We start from the raw sequence: 19,419 nt of genomic DNA, 5'->3' as shown, positions 1-19,419 counted from the left end.
CTCAGCCGCGCAGCCGGGACATGGTGGGGTCGTACAGCGGATCCTGGGTCACGGTGGCCACGATGCGGCGGCCGAAGTACTCGATCTCCACGGAATCGCCGATCGAGACCTCCGCGGGCAGGTAGGAGTAGGCAATGGGCTTGCGGACCGTGTAGCCGTAGGCGGCGCTGGTGACGTAACCCACCGCCTGGTCCTTGTAGAACACCGGTTCCTTGCCCAGGACCAGGCTGCGTCCGTCGTCGACCGTCAGGCAGCGCAGGCGGCGTGCGGAGTTTTCCTCGGTGCGTCCCTCCAGGGCTGCCTTGCCGACGAAGTCCTCCTTGGCCATCTTCACCGCGAAGCCGAGTCCGGCCTCGAAGGGATCGTGCTCGGTGGTCATGTCGGTGCCCCAGGAGCGGTAGCCCTTTTCCAGGCGGAGCGAGCTGAAGGCGGCCCGGCCGGCGGCGATGATGCCGAACGGCTGGCCGGCCTTCCACAGTGCGTCCCAGAGGCGCTGGCCGTTGTCGGCGCTGGTGTACAGTTCCCAGCCCAGTTCGCCGACGTAGGACAGGCGCATGGCGGTGACCGGGACGCCGCCGATGACCACCTGCTTGGACCGGAAGTACTTCAGGCCGTCGTTGGTGAAGTCGTCGCTGCTGACCGCGCCGACGACTTCACGGGCCAGGGGGCCCCAGAGGCCGATGCAGCAGGTGCCGCCGGTGGTGTCGCGGACCTGGACCCAGTCCTCGGGTCCGCCGTTTGCGGTCTGGTGCCGGGCGGCGCGGTCGAAGTAGGCGGTGTCGATGTTGCCGTTGGCGCCGAGCTGGAAGGTCTGCTCGTCCAGGCGGGCCACGGTGATGTCGCTTCGGACGCCGCCTTGGTCGTCCAGCAGGAGCGTGTAGGTCACGGCTCCGGGCTTCTTGTCCATTTCCGCGGTGGTCAGTTCCTGCAGCAGCTTCAGGGCGCCGGGTCCGGAAACTTCGAGCCGCTTGAGCGGGGTCATGTCGTACATGGCGACGGCGGTGCGGGTCTTCCATGCCTCGGCCGCGGCGATGGGGGAGCTGAACATGCCGGACCAGGAATCGCGGGCCGGGGGCTGCCAGTCCGCGGGCATGTCCTTGAGCAGTTCGGCGTTGGCCTCGAACCAGTAGGGGCGCTCCCAGCCGGCGCCTTCCAGGAAGTAGCCGCCCAGCTGCTTGTGCCGGGCATGGAAGGGGCTGACACGCAGGTTGCGCGGGGAGAGCTTGGGCTGCAGCGGGTGCAGGACGTCGTAGATTTCCACGAAGTTCTGCTGCGAGGTTTCGCTGACGTATTCGGGGGTCAGCTGGACGTCCTCGAAGCGGTGGATGTCGCAGTCGCCCAGGTCGATGGAGGACTTGCCGTCCACCAGGAGCTCGGCCACGGCGCGGGCGATGCCTGCCGAGTGGGTGACCCAGACGGCCTCGGCCACGAAGAAGCCGTCCAGTTCCTTGGACTCGCCCACCAGGGAGCCGCCGTCCGGGGTGAAGGAGAAGATGCCGTTGAAGCCGTCCTCGATTTCGCTTTCGCGCAGGGCCGGGAGGATCTGCTTGGTGGCTTCCCAGGCGGGGAGGAAGTCCTCGAGGGTGAAGTCCAGGCGCGAGGGCATGTTGTGTTCGCTGATCTCGTTCGGCTTGAAGCTGCCGAGCTCGTCCAGGTCAACGGGCATGGGCTTGTGGGCGTAGGAGCCGATGCCGTAACGGTCGCCGTGCTCGCGGTAGTAGAGGTCCTGGTCCTGGTGCCGTAGGATCGGAAGCTGCGCGCCGTTGGGCAGTTCGTTCTTGCCCTGCTGCGCGGGCACCGGGGTGGTCTTGACGTACTGGTGGGCCAGGGGCAGCAGCGGCACGGACATGCCGATCAGCTCACCGACCTTTGCGCCCCAGAAGCCGGCGCAGGAGACGACGATGTCTGCCGGGATCACGCCGTCGGGAGTCTGGACGCCGGTGACCCGGCGGCCGGACTGTTCAATGCCGGTGACCTCGGTGTTGCCGATGTACTTCACGCCGGCAGTCTCGGTGCGCTTGATCAGCAGCTGGACGGCGCGGGCGGCGCTGGCCAGGCCGTCGCTGGGAACGTGGAGGCCGCCGAGGATGTCCTCGTCGTTGATGAGCGGGTAGAGCTCCTTGCACTCGGCCGGGGAAAGGATGGAACCTTCAATGCCCCATGCCTGCGCGTAGCCGAGCTTGCGCTTCAGGTCCGCGAGGCGGGTTTCGGTGGTGGCAACTTCCAGGCCGCCCACCTGGTTGAAGCAGCTGACGCCGTCTTCGGTGAGGGACAGCAGCTTCTCCACCGTGTACTTGGCGAACAGTGCCATGGACTTGGAGGGGTTGGTCTGGAAGACCAGGCCGGGGGCGTGGGACGTGGAGCCGCCCGGCATGTTGAGGGGGCCCTGGTCCAGGACCGTGATGTTGTTCCACCCCTTCGTGACGAGTTCGTCCGCGAGGTTGGTGCCGACGATGCCGGCTCCGATGATGACAATGCGAGGCGTCGATTCCATAAGGTTCTCCTGCTGCTCTACGTATTAGTGTCTGTGCGTGCGGTGCCGGCTAGCGGAAAACCACGGTGCTGGTCTCGTCCAGCAGGACCCGGTGCTGGCAGTGCCACCGGACGGCGCGGGACAGCGCGAGTGCCTCGGCGTCCTGCCCGACGGTGGACAGGGCGGACGGGCCGTAGCTGTGGTCCACGCGGATGACTTCCTGCTCGATGATCGGTCCCTCGTCCAGGTCGGCGGTGACGTAGTGGGCGGTGGCACCAATGAGCTTCACGCCGCGGGCGTGGGCCTGGTGGTAGGGCTTGGCGCCCTTGAAGCCGGGCAGGAAGGAGTGGTGGATGTTGATGGCGCGGCCCTCAAGGGAGCGGCACAGGTCATTGGAGAGGACCTGCATGTAGCGGGCCAGGACCACCAGGTCCGCCTGGTATTCGTCCACGAGCTCCAGCAGCCGCTGCTCGGCGTCGGCCTTGGTGTCCGGCGTGACGGGAATGTGGATGAAGGGCAGGCCGGCGGCCTCCGCCATGGCGCGGTGGGTCTCATGGTTGGAGACGACGGCCACGAGGTCTCCGCCGAGGGTGCCGCCGCGCCACCGGAAGATGAGGTCGTTGAGGCAGTGGCCGAACTTGGACACCATCACCAGGACCCGCTGTGGGGTCTGGTCGTTGAAGCTGAACTTCATGCCGAACCGGTCCGCGATGGGACGGAACTCTTCTTCGAGCTGGTCCGGGCTGTAGGACGGCGAACCGGAGAACGCAGTGCGCAGGTGCAGCGTTTCGCGGAGGCTGTCATCGAACTGCTGGTGCTCGTCGATGTTGAAGCCGCGGTCGAACAGGAAGGTCGTCACCGCCTGGACGATGCCCGCGCGCTCGCCGCAGGACAGGGTCAGCACGAATTTCTGCTGGGTCTGCTGTTCAGCCGGTGCGGATGCCACTGATGCGCCGGGTGCCGTCAAAGGGGCTGTTTCCACGAGGGTCATGTCTCCTCCTCCTAAAGATATATTCCTGTGTTGCGTACTGATATATTAGGTTGCAGATCAGCGTATACTGGTCACTGGGCGAGGTCAATAGGTTTTTCCGACTCAGAGGAAGAGGTCCCGCGGTGGCATTTGAAACATTGGCGCTTTCAGAAGATGCCGGAAAAAAGTCGCTTGCGGACGTGGCCTATGAGAGCATCCGCGACCGGCTGCTGATGCTGGACATCAAGCCCGGCGAGCTCCTGAATGATGACGCGCTGTCCAAGTCGCTGGGCGTGGGCCGCACCCCGGTCCGCGAGGCGCTGAAGCGGCTGGAACTTGACCGGCTGGTGGTGACCTACCCGCGGCGCGGAACCTTTGCCACGCGCGTGGACGTGACGGACCTTTCCTTCATTTCCGAGATCCGCGCCCAGCTGGAACCACTGGCAGCGTCACGCGCGGCCCGGCTGGCCTCCGCCGGTGTGCGTGCCCAGCTGAAGGCGATCCTGGCGGAGGTGGAAGCCTTCGATGTCAGCTCCGCCCCGGTCATGGAAACCCTGCAGCTGGATGCCAGGGTCCATCAGGGCATCTACGCAGCCTCGGCTAACCCGCATCTCGAGGACATCCTGATCCGCTACGACAACCTGGCTACCCGGATCTGGTGCATGGTGGTGGACCGTCTTCCGGACCTGTCCGGCCACGTCCACGAGCACCTGAACCTCCTGCGCGCAGTCATAGACGGCGATGAGGAGCAGGCAGCCGAACTGGCCCGCGTCCATGTCAGCGGCTTTGAACGCGCCGTCCGGGAAGCGCTCTTCAGCGCCTAGGACTTCTCCCCTGGGGTTGTTGGACGGGGATTGACGCACTGTGTGAGCTGGGTCATACTTTCCTCATCTTTGATATATCAAAGAAATATCAGTGCCGGCTGCGGCACCCGATGACGACACCCGGAGGAAGAGATGAACACCAGCGCGCCAGCCGTCAATGACGCCGGAAGCCACGCAGCTGCAGCGGCCAGGAACGGGCTGGCGGGCAATTCCCCGGTCCAGGGCATGCGCCATGACTGGGCCCGGCTGCCGGGCCATGCCGTGGAGGTCTGGCTTTCGGGCGAATACGTGGCCAGCGGGATCGTGGACCAGGCGGCCGACGATGACTCCGTGTTGTGGCTGGCAGGAGCCGGCGCCAATACGCGCCGGCTCTTCGACAAGTCCACCGGCTACCAGATGTGGGTTTGATCCCCAGCCCGCGCAGAACCGCAGCTGACTGTTCCTAGCGCAGCCCCCGGCTGTGGGCCAGTGCGATAGCCTCCGACCGCGAGGCCACGCCCAGCTTCCTGAACAGGTTCCTGACGTGGAACTTCACGGTGTTCTCACTGATGGTCAACGCCGCGGCGATGCTGCGGTTGCGTTGCCCTGCGGCCAGCAGCTGGAGCACCTCGAGCTCCCGGGCGGCCAGTTCCCATCCGGCCACGTCGCCCGGCGACGACGGAGGGTCGAGCGGCAGCGTTACCGAAATATCAGATCCCCATCCCGGCTGCAGGTCCACCTCCATCCGCCCGGCAAGGGCCTGCACCCTCCGCTGCAGCCTCCCCATGGCCGGCGATTCCGCGGACAGTCCGCCGTCGCCGTCGTCACGGACGCTGATCAGCAGGTTTTCGCCGTCGCAGTCCCACTGGGTACGGACGCGGCGGACTTCCGGCTGCTCCATCATGGCCAGCAGCAGCCCCCGCACCACCGCCCGGGCCGCGACGGCGACTTCCCCGGGCAGAGCCCTGCCGTTCAGCGGCGGCTCGATGAACTGGACGTCCACACCGCCGAACCTTGTCAGCGGCCGCAGGTCGTCCCGCAGCCTCTCGAACGCTGAAGCCACCGGTTCTTCGATCTGGTCCGCCGTGCGGTCATTATGCGTGCGGAGTTCCACCAGTGCGCGCGCCGCGAGGTCCGTGACCGATGCCCTGGCGGCGGCGTCGTCCAGCGACGGCGAACGGGCCGCCGCCAGCAGCGTTTCCAGCGTGGTGGAATGCAGGTCCACGAGTTCGCTGGTCACCCGGAGCCGTTCCGCCGACGCCGCGCGGGATTCCACCAGGTACGACGGCGGCGCGTCGCTGACTTTTTCCTGGATGCGGCCGGCCGCGAGGTCCCACAGGTAGCGCACCATTGCGGCGGTGTCATCCTCCGCGCCGGGGCCTCCGCCCGCCTCAGCGGTACCACCTGTGCCGGGGTCTTTTCCGGTATCCGGGGTGCGGGCCTTGGCCTCGTCCGGGTAGGTGATGACCAGGATGGCGTTGCTGGGCGGGTAGGACAGGGCCTGGACCCGCCGGTCCCTGCCCGCGATCAGGGCCTCGCCCTGCCAGTGAGGGTGCCCGGCCAGCGACTCCCGCAGCTGCTGCAGTTCGGCCACGGAGACCCGGGCCGTGACGTCCTTGTTGCCGGCCTTCTTCTGCGGCCGTCCCGTGCATTCCTCGGTGAAAATCACCAGCGCGTCCCCGCCGGTGAAGGGAAGCAGCGCTTCACGAAGCCGCTCGGCTATCTGCGACAACGGCGCATCCGCGATCCGGGCGACGGCATGCAGCAGCGGCCACGGAGGGGCGGGTGCTGCGGGAGCGGCGTGACCGGGTGCGTTGGGGTGGGCCATCCGGCCAGCGTATGCGAAACACAGGTGCCTGCACTACCCGAAAGGATAGGCGGAACCATCCCAAATCAGCGTTTCACCTACCCGGCGGGGGTCGGAGGATGGATAAAAGCCACTTTGAAGGAGGACAAGTGACCCCGACCGTCACGAGCACGCGCGGCCTGGAGGTGGACCGGGCAGCTGTGTCCGGGAACCTTTCCCTGGTGCTGGGTGAAATCACGGATACTGCCGCGGCCATCAGTGAAGAGCAGCTGGCGGCAGTGTCGCTGCTGCTCGAGCGGGCGGACCGGGTGTTCGTTGCCGGTGCCGGCCGCAGCGGCCTGGTGCTGCGGATGGCCGCCATGCGGCTGATGCACCTGGGCCTGCAGGTCCACGTGGCGGGGGACGCCACTACCCCGGCCATCCGGGAGGGCGACCTGCTGCTGGTGGCCTCCGGTTCGGGAACCACCAGCGGCGTGGTCAAGGCCGCCGAGACTGCGGCCAGGGCGCAGGCCCTCATCGCAGCCTTCACCGCCAACCCCGGTTCCCCGCTGGCGGCCGTTGCGGACGCCGTCGTGGTGGTCCCTGCCCAGCAGAAGACCCACCATGGTTCCGGCGTGTCCCGGCAGTACTCCGGAAGCCTGTTTGAACAGGCCCTCTTCGTGGCCACCGAGGCCCTCTTCCAGTCCCTGTGGGATGCGGTGGACGTGCCGGCGGAACAGCTGTGGCTGCGGCACGCCAACCTCGAGTAGCAGAACCCTTTCCCGACCCTTCCGATACACCCCCTAAAGAAAGCGACAGACATGAAACTTCAGGTAGCCATCGACCTCCTCGCCGTCGAAGATGCCCTCGAGCTGGCCGGCAAGGTTGCCGAGTACGTGGACATCATCGAGCTGGGCACGCCGCTGATCAAGGCCGCCGGGCTTTCCGCGGTCACTGCCATCAAGGAGGCCCACCCGGACAAGACCGTGTTTGCGGACATGAAGACCATGGACGCCGGCGAGCTGGAGGCCGACATCGCGTTCAAGGCAGGAGCCGACCTCGTCTCCGTCCTGGGCAGCGCGGACAACTCCACCATCTCCGGTGCCGTCAAGGCAGCCACCGCCCACAACAAGGGCATCGTGGTGGACCTGATCGGTGTCCAGGACAAGGCTGCCCGCGCACGCGAGGTCCGTGCCCTTGGTGCCACGTTCGTGGAATTCCATGCAGGACTGGACGAGCAGGCACAGCCCGGTTTCGACCTGAACGGACTGCTGCGTTCCGGTGAGGCGGCGCAGGTGCCCTTCTCCGTGGCCGGCGGCGTCAATGCCGGCACCATTGCCGCGGTCCAGGCCGCAGGTGCCGACGTGGCTGTGGCCGGCGGCGCCATCTACGGTGCAGCCGATCCCGCCCTGGCCGCCAAGGAACTCCAGGCTGCCATCAACTGATTTGCCAAGCCCCTCGCAACGGGACAGCGGCCCCGCCCCTCAGGGTGGGGCCGCTGTTGCGTCCCGGGCCTCCGCCTGACGGGCACCAACGCAAAAGCCGGGCCCCCGTGGATGAACACGGGGGCCCGGCTTTGCGTTGGATCTACGGAGATCAGCCCTTCACGGGGTCCTGGCTCTTGGCCGGGTCCGCGGTGCTTCCGCCGGGGCAGGACGCCGGGTCCTGGCATTGTTCGCCGCACTCGTGCTTGGTTACGAGATCGAACTTGACGCCGCCGTGCTGTTCGACGCCGGTGCGGATGGCGCGGTCCACCACGGAGGTGGCCAGGCGCCGGTGCAGCGAGAGGGGGTCCCGCCGCAGGTCCTTGGTCACGGCGAAGCAGAGGAGCAGCATCACGATGATGAACGGCAACGCCGCCACGATGGTGATTCTTTGCAGCCCGGACAAGGCTTCCGAGGGCTCGTCGCCGCCGGCCAGCAGCATGACCGCTGCCACCGCGCCGGTGAGGGTTCCCCAGAAGATGACCACCGCGCGGCGCGGGTGCTCCGCGCCGTTGGAGCTCAGCGAGCCCATGACGATCGAGGCTGCGTCGGCGCCGGTGACGAAGAAGATCGCCACGAGGACCATGGCCAGGACAATCACGGCTGCCGTGAACCAGTCCGGCATCTGCAGGTTCTTGACCAGATCGAAGAGGGCGCCGTCGAAGTTCACGGACGGTGCGCCGTTGACCATGGTGACCAGGCCGCCGGTTCCTGCCTTGTCCGCTTCCTGCTGCACGTTGAATGCCGCGCCGCCGAAAATGCCGAACCAGATGACGCTCACGATGCTGGGCACCAGCAGCACGCCGGTGACAAACTGCCGGATGGTGCGGCCGCGGCTGATGCGTGCGATGAACAGGCCAACGAAGGGCGTCCAGGAGATCCACCAGGCCCAGTAGAAGATGGTCCAGCTGGTCATCCAGCTCCGCAGTGCCTCGTCACCCACGGCCTCGGTCCGGGAGGACATCTCCGCCAGGTCGCGGACGTAGTCGCCGATCGCGGACGGGATGAGGTTGAGGATGAACAGGGTGGGCCCGGCGACGAACACGATGAGGGCCAGGACGACGGCCAGGACCATGTTGATGTTGGACAGCCACTGGATGCCGCGGCTGATGCCCGAGACGGCGGACGCCACGAAGCAGAAGGTCAGGACGGCCACGATGACCACCAGGATGGGGGTTCCCACCTCGCCCATCCAGCCGTTGGACGTCAGGCCGCTGCCGATCTGCAGGGCGCCGAGGCCCAGGGAAGCTGCAGTGCCGAACAAGGTGGCGAAGATGGCGAGGATGTTGATGAACTTCCCTACCGGCCCTTCCACCATGCGGACGCCGAACAGGGACGTAAAGGCAGTCGAAATGAGCTGCTTGCGGCCCAGCCGGTAGGTGCCGTAGGCCATCGCGATGCCCACCACGGCGTACATGGCCCAGGGGTGCAGGGTCCAGTGGAAGATCGAGGTGGCCATGGCCGTCTGGATGGCGTCCGGCGTGCGGCCGTCCACCGTTCCCGGCGGCGGCGAGACGAAGTGGTAGAGCGGTTCGGCCACGCCGTAGAACATGAGCCCGATGCCCATGCCGGCGGCGAACATCATGGCCACCCAGGAGACGGTCCGGAACTCGGGCTTTTCGCCGTCCTTGCCGAGGGGGATGTTGCCGAACTTGCCAAGGGCCAGCCACAGCACGAAGACGACGAACAGGGAGGCGAGCACCATGAACAGCCAGCCCGTGTACTCCATCACCCAGTTAAGGGCGCCAGTGGAGGTGGCGGCGAGGCTGTCCCGGCCGGTAAATCCCCAAATCACGAAGGCGACGGCGATGGCGCCCGTGATTCCGAAGGTGACCTTATCCAGGCCGAGTTTGCGGTTGCGGCGCTGGCTGACGGCCTGCTCCGTCCTGGAGAGCCGCAGTTCCTCGAGGATCTGTTCGTATTCTTCTGTGTCCGTGGCGGGCTCGGCAGTGGCAGGCGGGGCATCGGATCCGGGGAGCCCGGGGGTGGTGCCGTCGCTGTCGGTGCCGGCCGCCCGCGGATCGGTGTCCGCGGGCAGCTCGTCGGGTTTGGAGGGGGTTAATTCACTATTGATTGCCATGAGCGGGTCCTTTGCTCGGCGGGTCATGGAATTGCTGAAGGCAGGGCAGAGCCCGGCAGATGCGGCGAAGGTTGGGTTCGCCGGGTCAGGGGCCATGGGGCCGCAGGGTGGATAAAGACACCTGGGGAGTGTTTCGCAAGGATCAACAGTATTCGCGTTAGGCAACAGAGTGCGGTACGCCACATTTAAAGTCAAGGTATTTCGCAGCGCTTCTGCTACAAGTCGGGAGCGCTTGACAGTGAGCAAAGCGAAATCCAGTTGTTGCATAAGGCGAACCATGGTGCGTCATGAGCGACGCTGCGGTGTTGTCGGTGCAGGTCAGACGGCTGAGCATCCTCTGCTAACGCCGAGGACCCCGCCCCTTTTGGGCCGGGGTCCTCGGGGTGCTGCAGCTGTCAGCGCCGGGCGTAGCCCATGTTTGCGCTGACCTGCAGTCCCGCTTCCTTGAGCGATTCCACCAGGCCGGGAATCTTTTCCGGCTCGAACCGGAAAGCCGGGCCGGAGATGCTCACCGCACCCACGACGTTTCCCTGGTGGTTGAAGACCGGTACGGCAATGGCGTTGAGTCCGATCTCGAACTCTTCCCGGACGATCGCAAAGCCCTTGCCGGCAGCGTCGAGGAGTTGCCGGTCCAGTTCCTTCCGGTCCGTGATGGTGCGGGAGGTGCGGGGCGGAAGGCCGGTTTCCTTCAGGATGCGGTCGCGCTCGTCCGTGCTCAGGGCTGCGAGCAGGATCTTGCCGCTGGAGGTGGCGTGCAGCGGAGTCAGGCTGCCTACCCAGTCGTAGGTGGCCAGGGTGGAGGGGCCCATGGCCTGGTCCACGTTCACCGCGTAGTTGGAGCGGAGGACTGCCAGGTTGACGGTTTCCTTGAACTCCTCGGCGAGGCTTTCCAGGACCGGCCGGGCTTCATGGACCAGGCTGAGGCGGCCGGGAATCACGCTGGCCAGCCGGAGGATGCCAAAGCCCAGCTGGTACTTCCCGCGGTCGCTGTTCTGCTGCACCATGTCGCGGCTGACCAGTGAGCCCATCAGCCGGGAGACGGTGGATTTGTGGATCCCCATTTCCTCGGCGATCTCACTGACGCCGGCGCTGCCTTCACGGGCCAGGATCTCCAAGACCGTCAGTGCGCGCTCCACGGACTGCACTCCGCCGGATTGGGCGCCCTCGGCCTCGGCGTCGGGTTCCGGGTCGTTTTTAGAAGCCATACTTCCTGATCCTATGCCGCGGGGTGCCACTTAACCGCAATCGCGGACCCCGGGGCAGCCGTCACATGGTGCCCCGCGGGGCCGGACATGCGGCGGTCAGCTGCCGCGGTACGTGGAGTAGGCAAAGGGGCTGAGCAGGAGGGGAACGTGGTAGTGCTCGGGGCCGGACACTTCAAAGACCAGGTCCACTTCCGGAAAGAAGGTGGCCGTCTGCAGGCCGGCGTAGTACGTGCCCGTCGCGAAGTTCAGTTTGTACTGGCCAGGCTCCAGCTGCTCCGGGCCCAGGTCCTTTGCGCGGCCGTCCGCGTCGGTAGTGGAGGCCGCAAGCTCACGCCAGGTGCCGGCGTCGTTCGCGAAGAGTACGACGGCGACACCCGCCGCCGGACGCCCGGCGCCGGTGTCAAGGATGTGGGTGGTGACGTGGGAAACGCTCATTCGGTGATCAGTCCTTCAAGCCGGAGTACGGCAATTTCGCGGAGCTGCTGGGCGACGATGGTGTCTTCTTCCGCAGGGGTGTGGGCAAGGCGGGTGTTCAGTGCCTGCAGGATTTCGGGTGCGGTCCGGCCCGCCGCGCGGATCAGGAAGACGCGCCCGAACTTCTCTTCGTAGTCGCGGTTGCCGCGGGCCAGTGCCTCCGCTGCCGCGGCATCGGCGGGATCCACCCCGGCCTGTTCGGACCGGGACATGGACGCCTCGGCCGTGCCCGCCGTCGGCCGTTCCCCGATCCGGGGATGGTGCGCCATGGCGGATTCCACCTCGGTGGGAGTGAACGGATCTGCGGCGGCGGCCGCGAAGGACAGGAGGGCGTCCCTGCTGGTGAACGGGCGGGCGCCGGCGACGGCATCCACCCAGCGGGTGACGTCTATGCAGGGTCGAAGGGTATCCGCCGCGGTGGCGGGGTCCGCACTGTTGAATTCGGCGAGCTTCATGCTGGCTGGTTCCTCGGTGACAATGCTGGCATCCATGGTGACGGCTATGCGGAGGCCGGACTGCCCGGCACCCTTTTCACGGCCGGACTGTAGGTCCGGTCATGGGGCTTCCGCATCATGGAACTGTTATTTCAGCATACGTAATTATTCAAGGGCAGGACGCGTCCGGTGTCAAGAGACTACAACAGCCGTGCCGGCCGTTCGGTATCATCACGCTAAAGGGTCCTGGAGCCCTGTGACTGAGACTGGGGAGTCAAAAAGAATATGGACGGGACGCTATGCAAATGCTGACCGATCAGGAAACGGACCGCGACCACGGCCTGCAGCAGTACGGACTGCTGCCGGAGGTGGACGGGACCCTTCCCACGCTGCTGGACCGCCAGGCGCAAAGTGCGCTCAACAACCTGGTCCGCGTCGCCGCCTCGCTGTGCGGGGTGCCGTACAGCGTCGTCAACATCATCACTTCCGACCGGCAGCTGCAGGTGGCTGCCTCCGGGATCGAACCGGACGTCTGCTCCCGGGAAGACTCGATGTGTGCCTCGGTGTTCCTCACACCGGGAACCACCCTGGTGCCGGATGCGTCCCAGGACCCCCGCTTTGCAGCCAACCCGTTTGTGACGGGCGAGATTGCCGATGTCCGCTTCTACGCCTCGGTGCCGCTGAGGGCATCCACCGGCCTGATCCTTGGCACGTTGTGTGTCTTCTCGGACCGTGCAGGGATGCCCGGCCCCGAACAGATGGAGCTGGTGGAAGTGCTGGCACAGCAGGTGGTGGAACTGTTCGAGCTGCAGCACAAAACCCTGCAGCTTGACCGGGCCATGGCGGAACTCCAGCGCAGCAACGCCATGCTGTCCGAGTTCGCCGGGCGGGTAAGCCACGACCTCCGCACGCCGCTGACCACGATCCTGGGATACGTTGAACTGGCCGAGGACGATCCCGGCATCCCGCAGGACCACCCGGTGGTGGAGTACTTGGGCCTGATCGGCACCGGCGGGCGGCGGATGCTCGGCACGCTCGACGACGTGCTGAACTACTCCCGCGCCGACGGTGAGCTGGCACCCGAAACGGTGTCACTGCTGGCCGTCACCGCCGAGGCCGCCCAGGACCTGGGCGTGGACCTGGGGCTGGGAAGCGGGATCCTCTGCGAGGACGCCGCCGTATTCGCGGACCGGGCACAGCTGCGGACCCTCCTGCAGAACCTGCTGGCCAATTCCCTGAACTACCGCTCGCCGGAGAGGCCGCTCGAGGTGGCCGTAACAGCTGCCACCTGCCCCCAGGGCGTCACCGTCCACGTGGCGGACAACGGCAAGGGCATCACCCCGGCGGACAGGCAGCGCGCCGTGGAACCGCTGGTCCGGCTGAAGCGGCCAGGCGACGGGCCGGGCACCGGGCTGGGCCTGGCCACCTGCCAGCGGATTGCCCAGGCGCACGGCAGTGCGCTGGCCATCAGCGCAACACCGGGCGGGGGAACCACCGTCTCGGTCCTTTTCCCCGGCGCCCGGGAGCTTTCAGTCCTGGGATGACGTCCGGGACAACACCCAGGTGTTGGTGCCGTCCTGGCGCTCGAACGTAACCGTGGTGACCAGCGCCTCGATCAGCGCCAGGCCGCGGCCCGACTCCGCGTCTTCTCCGGGCGTGGCCGGTTCCATGGGCCCGAACGGCGGCTTGGCGTTGTAGGCGCTGACGCGTGCCTGCAGCAGCGTGGGCTGCACGGTGATGTCCACGCCCAGCTCCACGGGCTCGCCCGCTGCCGGCTCGGCGTGCTGGACAATGTTCGACGCCGATTCGATGACCGCGGTGGTGAACGTCATCTGGTCCATGTCGGAGACGAACGGAACGTCCCGCCACAGGCTGTCGAGATCATTGTGGACGGCGTTGATGGCATCGTCCGCGGCAAGTCCCCTGAAGCTGCGCGAGGCGAGGATCTCAGTCATTGCTGAAGGCCTCTTCGGCGGAGGTGTAAGCGGTGAGGACCTTGTCCATGCTGGTGAGCTGGAGGACCATCTTCACCTGCGGCTGCACCGCCGCGATCCGGAGGTCACCGCCGGCGTGGCGGGCCGCCTTGAGGCAGCCGATCAGTGCGCCCAGTCCGGAGGAATCCATGAAAGCGGTGTTTTCGAGGTTCACCACGATCCGGTTGGATCCGCCGGCGATCACGTCAGTGACGAACTCGCGCAGCTTGGGGGCGGACACCATGTTCAGCCGGCCGTCCGCCTTCACTTCCGCGTATGAGTCCTTGACCTCATAGCTAAACTCCATCGGGTTTCCTCTCTGTCGGTGCAGGATCTGCGGGTTCTGCCGGCGGTTCGTACCCCTTGTAGAGCACGGCGCGGACCAGGATGCTCATGACCACCAGGTCGAAGATCACCCAGGCGACGTTCACCAGGGTGCCCAGCGGTTCGGCCAGGCCCGTGGCCAGCCGGATGATGCCGACTACGGCGGCCACGGCGAGCAGGATGGACACCACGATCTGGGGCTGGATGAGGCTCCAGCTGGGTCCGCCGCTCTGCCGCGCCTTGGGCGTGACGGCAAACCCCAGGGGACGTCCGAACCAGACGTTGCGGGCCGCCGTCGTGCACGCCTTGATCCAGGTGGGGAACAGCGCCAGGCTGTACTGCTGGCCGCGCCACGTGGGGATGCCGCGGCCGGCCACCGCGAAGAGCAGCTGGTTGACCACCATGAACGGGATGAACCGGATGAAGAAGTCCCAGCTGAGGCTGGTGACCGGCAGGATGCCCAGCAGCAGGTAGATGATGGGGGCCGCGAAGTAGATGACGGCAGCGAAGCCGCTCAGGTAGGTCCACATGGTGGCGAAGTACATCAGCCGCTGGCCGATCTTGAGGCCCTTCTGCACCAGCGGGTTCTCGCGGAGCAGCACCTGGATGGTGCCCTGGGCCCAGCGGAGCCGCTGGGTGAGCATGGTCTTCAGGTCTTCCGGGGCCAGTCCGTAGGCCAGGATTTCGTGGTGGTAGACGCTCTGCCAGCCCATGGCGTGCATGCGCATGGCGGTGGCCATGTCCTCGGTGACGGAGATGGTGGCCAGCGGCATGACCGGCTGGGCCTCGTCGTTGCGTTCCACGGAGAGGGCGTCCAGGACCGCCTGGACGGATTCGAGAGCGCCCAGCGGGGACCAGTCACGGGCGGACATGCGCTGCACGGCGTCGTCGGCCACCACCGGCACACCGGCCTCGCCCACATGGGCGAGTTCCATGGCCGCGATTTCCTCAAGGTCGGACTGCAGGGCTTCGACGTCGGCCTGCACCAGGGTCTGCACGGCGGTGTCCACGCGGCGGCGCACCCGGTAGGTGATCTCGCTCAGCGCCATGCCGGCGTCGAGCTCCTGCTGGGCCTCGACGGTGGCTGCTTCCACCTCGTCGAGGACCTGGGCCACCAGCGGCGAGTCCATGTCCGTGGACTTGCGCGCCTGCCGGATGGCCTGACGGGAGGCAGCCAGGGCGCGGCGGATGCTCTTCTCGGTTTCCTTCACGTAGCCCACCAGGCCCAGCTGCATCAGTGCTTCACGGCGCAGGATGGCGTTGGAGCCGCAGAAAAACGCGGCGTTCCAGCCGTCCTTGCCCTGCTGGATGGGGCCGTAGAACAGGGGTGCCTGGCTGCCCAGGGGGTCGTCGGCGGGGACGTTGCTGAAGTACTGCGGGGTCTGGACCAGGGCCACCCTGCGGTTGTTGAAGTAGCCCAGCGTCTTTTCCAGGATGTCCGGTTCCGGGATCTGGTCGGCGTCCAGGATCAGCAGGAACTCGCCGTCCGTCTGCATGAGTGCGTTGTTGAGGTTGCCGGCCTTGGCATGGCGGGGCAGGTCCTTGGTCCAGTCCTCGCTGCGCGTGACGTAGCCGAGCCCGTGCTTTTCGGCGAGGGCCTTGAGTTCGGGACGGGCGCCGTCGTCCAGGATCCAGGTACTGTGCGGATGCCTGATCTTTTGGGCGGCCAGCGCCGTGGTGAGCACCATGTCCAGGTCCTCGTTGTACGTGGTGATGAAGACGTCCACGGTGGCGTCCGCCGGCGGTTCCGGGGCGCCTTTGCGGATCTTCAGGTTCCACACCGTCATGCCGAAGAGCATGACGTCAATCAGGCTGTAGGTTTCGGCGATGACCAGCGGCAGCGCAATCCACCAGGCATCCCAGTTGAGGGACGCGAGCCAGCGCCAGGCAATGTAGTTCACGCCCGTGATGATGGTCAGCACCACCACCAGGCGGGTCCAGAAACGCGTCATGCCGCCACCTCCTGCGGGAGCCTGCGGACCACAACCACCGTCACGTCATCCTCCGCTGTTTCCGCCGGCGCAAGGGACAGGATGGCGCTGCTGGCTCCCTGTGCCGAGGCTTCGGCCTGGGTGGTGCGGCGGACGGCTTCGGTGAAATCTTCCACGGAGTCGAAGACATCGAGCACGCCGTCGCTGACCACCACGAGGGAGTCGCCGGGGGCCAGTTCGAGGCCGGACTGCGGCCATTCGGATCCCGCCCACGCCCCAACGGGCGGTCCGCCGGACGGCAGCCGGTGTGCCGTCCCGTCTGCCCCGATGTGCAGTGCCAGTCCGTGGCCGGCATCGACGTAGCTGACCGTTCCCGACGCCGCGTCCAGCCGGGCGTGGAACAGGGTGACGAAGGAGTTGGAGGAGTCCAGGTCCGTGGCGATGGCCTTGCTCGCGGACGCGAAGGCTCCGTCCAGGTCCTGGCGGCGCCCGGTGGAGCGCATGACGGCGCGGACGGTGGCGGCGATCAGGGCAGCACCCATGCCCTTGCCCATCGCGTCGGCAAAGGTCAGGTGCAGGCCGTCCGGGGTCTGGTACCAGTCATAGAAGTCCCCGCCCACGCTGCGGGACGGGCGGAACATGCCGGCGACGTCATAGCCGTCAACCCGGATGTCCTCCTTGGGCAGGAGGCTCTGCTGCACCTCGGTGGCGCGCTGGAGTTCGCTGCGTGCGGCCGAGTCCGCGGCAGGGGAGGGGCGCCGGCGGAACAGGGCGTTGATGCGGGACTGGAGCTCGCGCGGGCTGAACGGCTTGCTGATGTATTCGTCGGCGCCGTTGTCCAGGCCGGTCAGCTTGTCCAGCTCGTCGGCGCGGGCGGTCAGCATGACGATGAACGCGTCGGAGAACTCCCTGAGCAGCTTGCAGACTTCCAGGCCGTCAAGGTCCGGCAGGTTCAGGTCCAGCGTGACCAGGTCCGGCTGCCTGTTCCGGACTTCCTCCACTCCCGGAAGGCCTGCGCCCGCTTCGGTCACGTCGAAGCCCTGCTTGGTGAGCACGCGGACCAGCAGGCCGCGGATGTCCGGGTCATCCTCAATGACAACGGCACGACGCACTTCGGAGGGAGAGACCATAGCTCTACTTCTACCGTATTAAGGCGGACAGGGCATGTCTTAGGGCTTCACAGTTTCCAACAAAACCGCTGTTCACGGCGCTTCTTCGGCTGCCGTGCAGGCGTCGTGCTCCGCCGGCGGGGGTGCCGTTTGCAGGTGCCGCGGGGATCTTGCGGAAATCTTGGGATCCGCTTGCCCGGACATTGAGGGTGGCCCGCCACCATCGAAGGAAGGCAACAGCTTCCGGACAGCAGGGGACGACGGCGGTCCCCGCCGAAGCAGCACAGCCGGCGGGATAGCGGGGAATCCATGGGACACACCAAAAGGCGCACCAAGAGCATGGGACGGGCCAAGAGCCTGGGGAAGGCCGCGCGCAGGGATGAGACCACGTGCGCGGAGGAGGCCACGGGCACGGCAGCGGCCAACCCCGCGTCACGGGAGCAGGCGCAGCCCGCATCCCAGGCCGGGAGTGCAGCCGTCCACGGCGTGGGGCTGGACCTGATTGTGCGGGAAGTCGTGGAGGCCGGCGTTGCCAAGACCCACGCACTCCTGCGGCTGTACATCCATTCCCGCAAGGTGCGGGCGGCGGCCCGTGAACTCGCCGCTGCATTGGGCGAGTCCCGGGACGTCTGGAACTGGCCGGGGGACCGCCTGCCGGTGGGCGACGAGATGTCGCAGCAGGTGGAGAAGCTGACCCGCAGGCTCAAGCTCGAAACAGAGGCGCACCACCGCTTCGAAGCCCTTTTTAAGACTGTGGGTTGGGGGCGTTCCGTCGCGGCGGTTTAGATGCCACACTGGGGAGCAATCGATTGGCTGGGGGATACAGTCAGGAGATTGCTATGGGTTGGATGGCAGGTTGGGCCTACCTCTTGGCCGGACTCATGACCATGGATGCGCTGCTCCTGGCACTGTGGGCCATGGATGTGGACTGGGGCAAGTACTGGCGGCGGAAGTAGCCACCACCCCGGCTGTCACGGTTCCCGGCGGCCCACCATCTCCCTGATCCACACCGGCGCGAAGGGTGACGTGCAGTTCGGTGGCGTGGGGTAATCCTTGAGGACCTCCAGCCGCTCGCCGATGTCGATGGCCCGGCGGCGCTGGTCCGGGTGCTCGATCCCGATCTGGGCAAGCGTGTGGTTCATGGCCCACTGCAGCCGGTCCGGCGCAGTCTTCAGGTCCGCCTCGATGGTGTCCAACAGGCCGGGCAGGTCCAGCCCCGACGGGTCCTTGGCAATCCGTTCGGTGGTCAGGGCCCATCCCGCGCTGGCCACCACAGGGTCCGGATCGGCCATCCACGCCACCCGCAGGGCTTCGGCGTGCGGGCTCTTCTTGACCACATAGTTGACCAGCCAGTCATGGACCTTGGGAGCCCGGGACTCGCGCAGCATGGTGTCCAGCCCTGCCCTGTCGAAGTCTTTGGGCCTGCAAACCAGCAGGGCCAGCAGCCTGGCCGCAGTGTCCCCGGTAGCCCACAGGGCGCGGGCCAGGTCCTGCTGGGTTTTCAGCCGTTTGGCTACGGCCCGGAGCTTCGACAGGTTGACCCCGTGGTCATCGCCGCGTTTCAGGTTGGCCTGGCGCATTTTCGGGTCATCCAGCTCCGCCAGCTCAGCCATGATTCCGTCAACTGACTCTGACATAGTGCCTCCGCGCGCCGTGGTGAGGGTTCCAGCCTAAAGCTACGCCCCCGCTAGGAGTTCAGTTCCAGGCGCATCAGGACGCGCGGGAAGCCGTTAAGCACCGAATCCGTGTCCGCGGCCTTGGCGAATCCGGCGTCCTCAAAAAGTTTGCGGGTTCCCACATACGCCATGGTGAGGTCCACTTTCCGGCCCTTGTTGTCCACCGGGTAGCCCTCCACGGCGGCGGCCCCGCAGGTTCGGGCCAGATCCACCGCACCGGCCAGCAGCGCATGGGAGATCCCGGAGCCGCGGTGGCCCGGCCGGACCCGGATGCACCAGACGGACCAGGCGTCCGGGCCGTCCACATGCGGGATGCGGCGGTTCGTTGCGAAACTGGTGTCCGAGCGGGGGTGGACCGCTGCCCACCCCACCGGTGTGCCGCCGTCGTACGCCAGCACACCGGGCGGCGGATCCTCGGCGACCAGTTTCCTGACGAAGTCCCCGCGTTCGGTTCCCCGAAGCTGCTGGTTTTGCCGTGAGCTGATGCGGTAACTCAGGCACCAGCAGACGTTGGCGTCAAGCCGCTTGGGGCCGACCAGGATTTTGACGTCCTCGAACACGGTTGCGGGACGGACCTCGATCGCCATGCGGCCATCCTGCCACCGGCAGGTGGGGGCGGCAACCGGCCGGGAGGACCGCCCGCAGACCGGCCTGGAAGACCGGCCCGGAAGACACCGAACGCCCCGGCACAAACCAT

19 protein-coding genes are annotated in these 19,419 nt (G+C 66.7%); 6 read left to right on the top strand and 13 right to left on the bottom strand.

The window, feature by feature from the left end; genetic code table 11:
* Position 1 precedes the first annotated feature (1 nt).
* Entirely contained in the window at positions 2 to 2,494 is a 2,493-nt protein-coding gene (locus AS031_RS09140) for a GcvT family protein (protein ID WP_058267827.1), read from the bottom strand.
* A gap of 49 nt (positions 2,495 to 2,543) precedes the next feature.
* Positions 2,544 to 3,464: a formyltetrahydrofolate deformylase gene (gene purU / locus AS031_RS09135; RefSeq protein WP_058267826.1), complete on the bottom strand. Its 921-nt coding sequence runs from the start codon at positions 3,462 to 3,464 to the stop codon at positions 2,544 to 2,546.
* A 122-nt stretch (positions 3,465 to 3,586) separates the two neighbouring features.
* Here purU and AS031_RS09130 point away from each other — a divergent pair, with 122 nt between their 5' ends.
* Both AS031_RS09130 and AS031_RS09125 read left to right on the top strand, forming a co-directional pair.
* The gene (locus AS031_RS09130; RefSeq protein WP_058267825.1) at positions 3,587 to 4,267 is read left to right on the top strand and encodes a GntR family transcriptional regulator; all 681 of its coding nucleotides are present in this window, start codon (positions 3,587 to 3,589) and stop codon (positions 4,265 to 4,267) included.
* A gap of 132 nt (positions 4,268 to 4,399) precedes the next feature.
* Positions 4,400 to 4,675, top strand: a complete 276-nt coding sequence (locus tag AS031_RS09125) for a hypothetical protein (protein WP_228379600.1) — start codon at positions 4,400 to 4,402, stop codon at positions 4,673 to 4,675.
* A 34-nt stretch (positions 4,676 to 4,709) separates the two neighbouring features.
* Here the strand turns inward: AS031_RS09125 and AS031_RS09120 are convergent, their stop codons facing one another.
* The gene (locus AS031_RS09120) at positions 4,710 to 6,074 is read right to left on the bottom strand and encodes a helix-turn-helix transcriptional regulator (RefSeq protein ID WP_058267824.1); all 1,365 of its coding nucleotides are present in this window, start codon (positions 6,072 to 6,074) and stop codon (positions 4,710 to 4,712) included.
* A 128-nt stretch (positions 6,075 to 6,202) separates the two neighbouring features.
* On the opposite strand from AS031_RS09120, the gene hxlB reads away from it, so the two are divergent.
* Positions 6,203 to 6,802 (top strand): 6-phospho-3-hexuloisomerase, encoded by a 600-nt coding sequence (gene hxlB, locus AS031_RS09115; protein WP_228379599.1) that lies wholly within the window; start codon positions 6,203 to 6,205, stop codon positions 6,800 to 6,802.
* A gap of 51 nt (positions 6,803 to 6,853) precedes the next feature.
* Positions 6,854 to 7,477 carry a 3-hexulose-6-phosphate synthase gene (gene hxlA, locus AS031_RS09110; protein WP_058267823.1) on the top strand — a complete coding sequence of 208 codons (624 nt, stop codon included), beginning with the start codon at positions 6,854 to 6,856 and terminating at the stop codon, positions 7,475 to 7,477.
* A 151-nt stretch (positions 7,478 to 7,628) separates the two neighbouring features.
* On the opposite strand, the gene AS031_RS09105 is transcribed toward hxlA, so the two are convergent.
* The 4 genes from AS031_RS09105 to uraD all read right to left on the bottom strand — a co-directional run bounded on the left by AS031_RS09105 (position 7,629) and on the right by uraD (position 11,730).
* Positions 7,629 to 9,596, bottom strand: coding sequence for a BCCT family transporter (locus tag AS031_RS09105; protein WP_082641979.1), 1,968 nt, complete (start codon positions 9,594 to 9,596; stop codon positions 7,629 to 7,631).
* Between the two features lie 395 nt (positions 9,597 to 9,991).
* Positions 9,992 to 10,801 (bottom strand): IclR family transcriptional regulator, encoded by an 810-nt coding sequence (locus AS031_RS09100; protein WP_058267821.1) that lies wholly within the window; start codon positions 10,799 to 10,801, stop codon positions 9,992 to 9,994.
* Positions 10,802 to 10,897: 96 nt separating this feature from the next.
* The gene (gene uraH, locus AS031_RS09095; protein WP_058267820.1) at positions 10,898 to 11,236 is read right to left on the bottom strand and encodes a hydroxyisourate hydrolase; all 339 of its coding nucleotides are present in this window, start codon (positions 11,234 to 11,236) and stop codon (positions 10,898 to 10,900) included.
* On the bottom strand, positions 11,233 to 11,730 hold the full coding sequence (gene uraD / locus AS031_RS09090) for a 2-oxo-4-hydroxy-4-carboxy-5-ureidoimidazoline decarboxylase (RefSeq protein WP_058268070.1): 498 nt from the start codon (positions 11,728 to 11,730) through the stop codon (positions 11,233 to 11,235). The genes uraH and uraD overlap by 4 nt, the downstream gene beginning before the upstream one ends.
* A gap of 278 nt (positions 11,731 to 12,008) precedes the next feature.
* Here uraD and AS031_RS09085 point away from each other — a divergent pair, with 278 nt between their 5' ends.
* Positions 12,009 to 13,253 carry a GAF domain-containing sensor histidine kinase gene (locus AS031_RS09085; RefSeq protein WP_058267819.1) on the top strand — a complete coding sequence of 415 codons (1,245 nt, stop codon included), beginning with the start codon at positions 12,009 to 12,011 and terminating at the stop codon, positions 13,251 to 13,253.
* On the opposite strand, the gene AS031_RS09080 is transcribed toward AS031_RS09085, so the two are convergent.
* The 4 genes from AS031_RS09080 to AS031_RS09065 are packed head-to-tail and all read right to left on the bottom strand — an operon-like array spanning position 13,239 to position 17,067.
* Complete coding sequence (locus AS031_RS09080) at positions 13,239 to 13,664, bottom strand: ATP-binding protein (protein WP_058267818.1); 426 nt, start codon at positions 13,662 to 13,664, stop codon at positions 13,239 to 13,241. The genes AS031_RS09085 and AS031_RS09080 overlap by 15 nt on opposite strands.
* Complete coding sequence (locus tag AS031_RS09075) at positions 13,657 to 13,989, bottom strand: STAS domain-containing protein (protein ID WP_058267817.1); 333 nt, start codon at positions 13,987 to 13,989, stop codon at positions 13,657 to 13,659. Before AS031_RS09075 ends, AS031_RS09080 begins: the two co-directional genes overlap by 8 nt.
* Positions 13,979 to 15,958 carry a glycosyltransferase gene (locus AS031_RS09070; RefSeq protein WP_058267816.1) on the bottom strand — a complete coding sequence of 660 codons (1,980 nt, stop codon included), beginning with the start codon at positions 15,956 to 15,958 and terminating at the stop codon, positions 13,979 to 13,981. The genes AS031_RS09075 and AS031_RS09070 overlap by 11 nt, the downstream gene beginning before the upstream one ends.
* On the bottom strand, positions 15,955 to 17,067 hold the full coding sequence (locus AS031_RS09065) for a PP2C family protein-serine/threonine phosphatase (protein ID WP_058267815.1): 1,113 nt from the start codon (positions 17,065 to 17,067) through the stop codon (positions 15,955 to 15,957). Before AS031_RS09065 ends, AS031_RS09070 begins: the two co-directional genes overlap by 4 nt.
* Before the next feature lie 288 nt (positions 17,068 to 17,355).
* Here AS031_RS09065 and AS031_RS20155 point away from each other — a divergent pair, with 288 nt between their 5' ends.
* A complete protein-coding gene (locus AS031_RS20155; RefSeq protein ID WP_228379598.1) occupies positions 17,356 to 17,832 on the top strand; it encodes a hypothetical protein in 477 nt (158 codons plus the stop codon).
* A 185-nt stretch (positions 17,833 to 18,017) separates the two neighbouring features.
* Here AS031_RS20155 and AS031_RS09055 read toward each other — a convergent pair whose 3' ends face one another.
* Both AS031_RS09055 and AS031_RS09050 read right to left on the bottom strand, forming a co-directional pair.
* The gene (locus AS031_RS09055; RefSeq protein ID WP_058267814.1) at positions 18,018 to 18,683 is read right to left on the bottom strand and encodes a DNA alkylation repair protein; all 666 of its coding nucleotides are present in this window, start codon (positions 18,681 to 18,683) and stop codon (positions 18,018 to 18,020) included.
* 50 nt (positions 18,684 to 18,733) lie between these two features.
* On the bottom strand, positions 18,734 to 19,309 hold the full coding sequence (locus tag AS031_RS09050; RefSeq protein ID WP_058267813.1) for a GNAT family N-acetyltransferase: 576 nt from the start codon (positions 19,307 to 19,309) through the stop codon (positions 18,734 to 18,736).
* Positions 19,310 to 19,419: the final 110 nt, after the last annotated feature.

This window comes from Pseudarthrobacter enclensis, assembly GCF_001457025.1.
GTDB lineage: Bacteria > Actinomycetota > Actinomycetes > Actinomycetales > Micrococcaceae > Arthrobacter > Arthrobacter enclensis.
Note: the sequence above shows the minus strand (reverse complement) of the source record. Positions and strands in the feature narration are given on the sequence as shown.

Coding starts and splice junctions, on each gene's coding strand:
- AS031_RS09140 (WP_058267827.1), bottom strand. CDS start 2,494: ATGGAATCGACGCCTCGCATTGTCATCATCGGAGCCGGCATCGTCGGC.
- purU (WP_058267826.1), bottom strand. CDS start 3,464: ATGACCCTCGTGGAAACAGCCCCTTTGACGGCACCCGGCGCATCAGTG.
- AS031_RS09125 (WP_228379600.1), top strand. CDS start 4,400: ATGAACACCAGCGCGCCAGCCGTCAATGACGCCGGAAGCCACGCAGCT.
- AS031_RS09120 (WP_058267824.1), bottom strand. CDS start 6,074: ATGGCCCACCCCAACGCACCCGGTCACGCCGCTCCCGCAGCACCCGCC.
- hxlA (WP_058267823.1), top strand. CDS start 6,854: ATGAAACTTCAGGTAGCCATCGACCTCCTCGCCGTCGAAGATGCCCTC.
- AS031_RS09105 (WP_082641979.1), bottom strand. CDS start 9,596: ATGGCAATCAATAGTGAATTAACCCCCTCCAAACCCGACGAGCTGCCC.
- AS031_RS09100 (WP_058267821.1), bottom strand. CDS start 10,801: ATGGCTTCTAAAAACGACCCGGAACCCGACGCCGAGGCCGAGGGCGCC.
- uraH (WP_058267820.1), bottom strand. CDS start 11,236: ATGAGCGTTTCCCACGTCACCACCCACATCCTTGACACCGGCGCCGGG.
- uraD (WP_058268070.1), bottom strand. CDS start 11,730: ATGAAGCTCGCCGAATTCAACAGTGCGGACCCCGCCACCGCGGCGGAT.
- AS031_RS09085 (WP_058267819.1), top strand. CDS start 12,009: ATGCAAATGCTGACCGATCAGGAAACGGACCGCGACCACGGCCTGCAG.
- AS031_RS09080 (WP_058267818.1), bottom strand. CDS start 13,664: ATGACTGAGATCCTCGCCTCGCGCAGCTTCAGGGGACTTGCCGCGGAC.
- AS031_RS09075 (WP_058267817.1), bottom strand. CDS start 13,989: ATGGAGTTTAGCTATGAGGTCAAGGACTCATACGCGGAAGTGAAGGCG.
- AS031_RS09070 (WP_058267816.1), bottom strand. CDS start 15,958: ATGACGCGTTTCTGGACCCGCCTGGTGGTGGTGCTGACCATCATCACG.
- AS031_RS09065 (WP_058267815.1), bottom strand. CDS start 17,067: ATGGTCTCTCCCTCCGAAGTGCGTCGTGCCGTTGTCATTGAGGATGAC.
- AS031_RS20155 (WP_228379598.1), top strand. CDS start 17,356: ATGGGACACACCAAAAGGCGCACCAAGAGCATGGGACGGGCCAAGAGC.
- AS031_RS09055 (WP_058267814.1), bottom strand. CDS start 18,683: ATGTCAGAGTCAGTTGACGGAATCATGGCTGAGCTGGCGGAGCTGGAT.
- AS031_RS09050 (WP_058267813.1), bottom strand. CDS start 19,309: ATGGCGATCGAGGTCCGTCCCGCAACCGTGTTCGAGGACGTCAAAATC.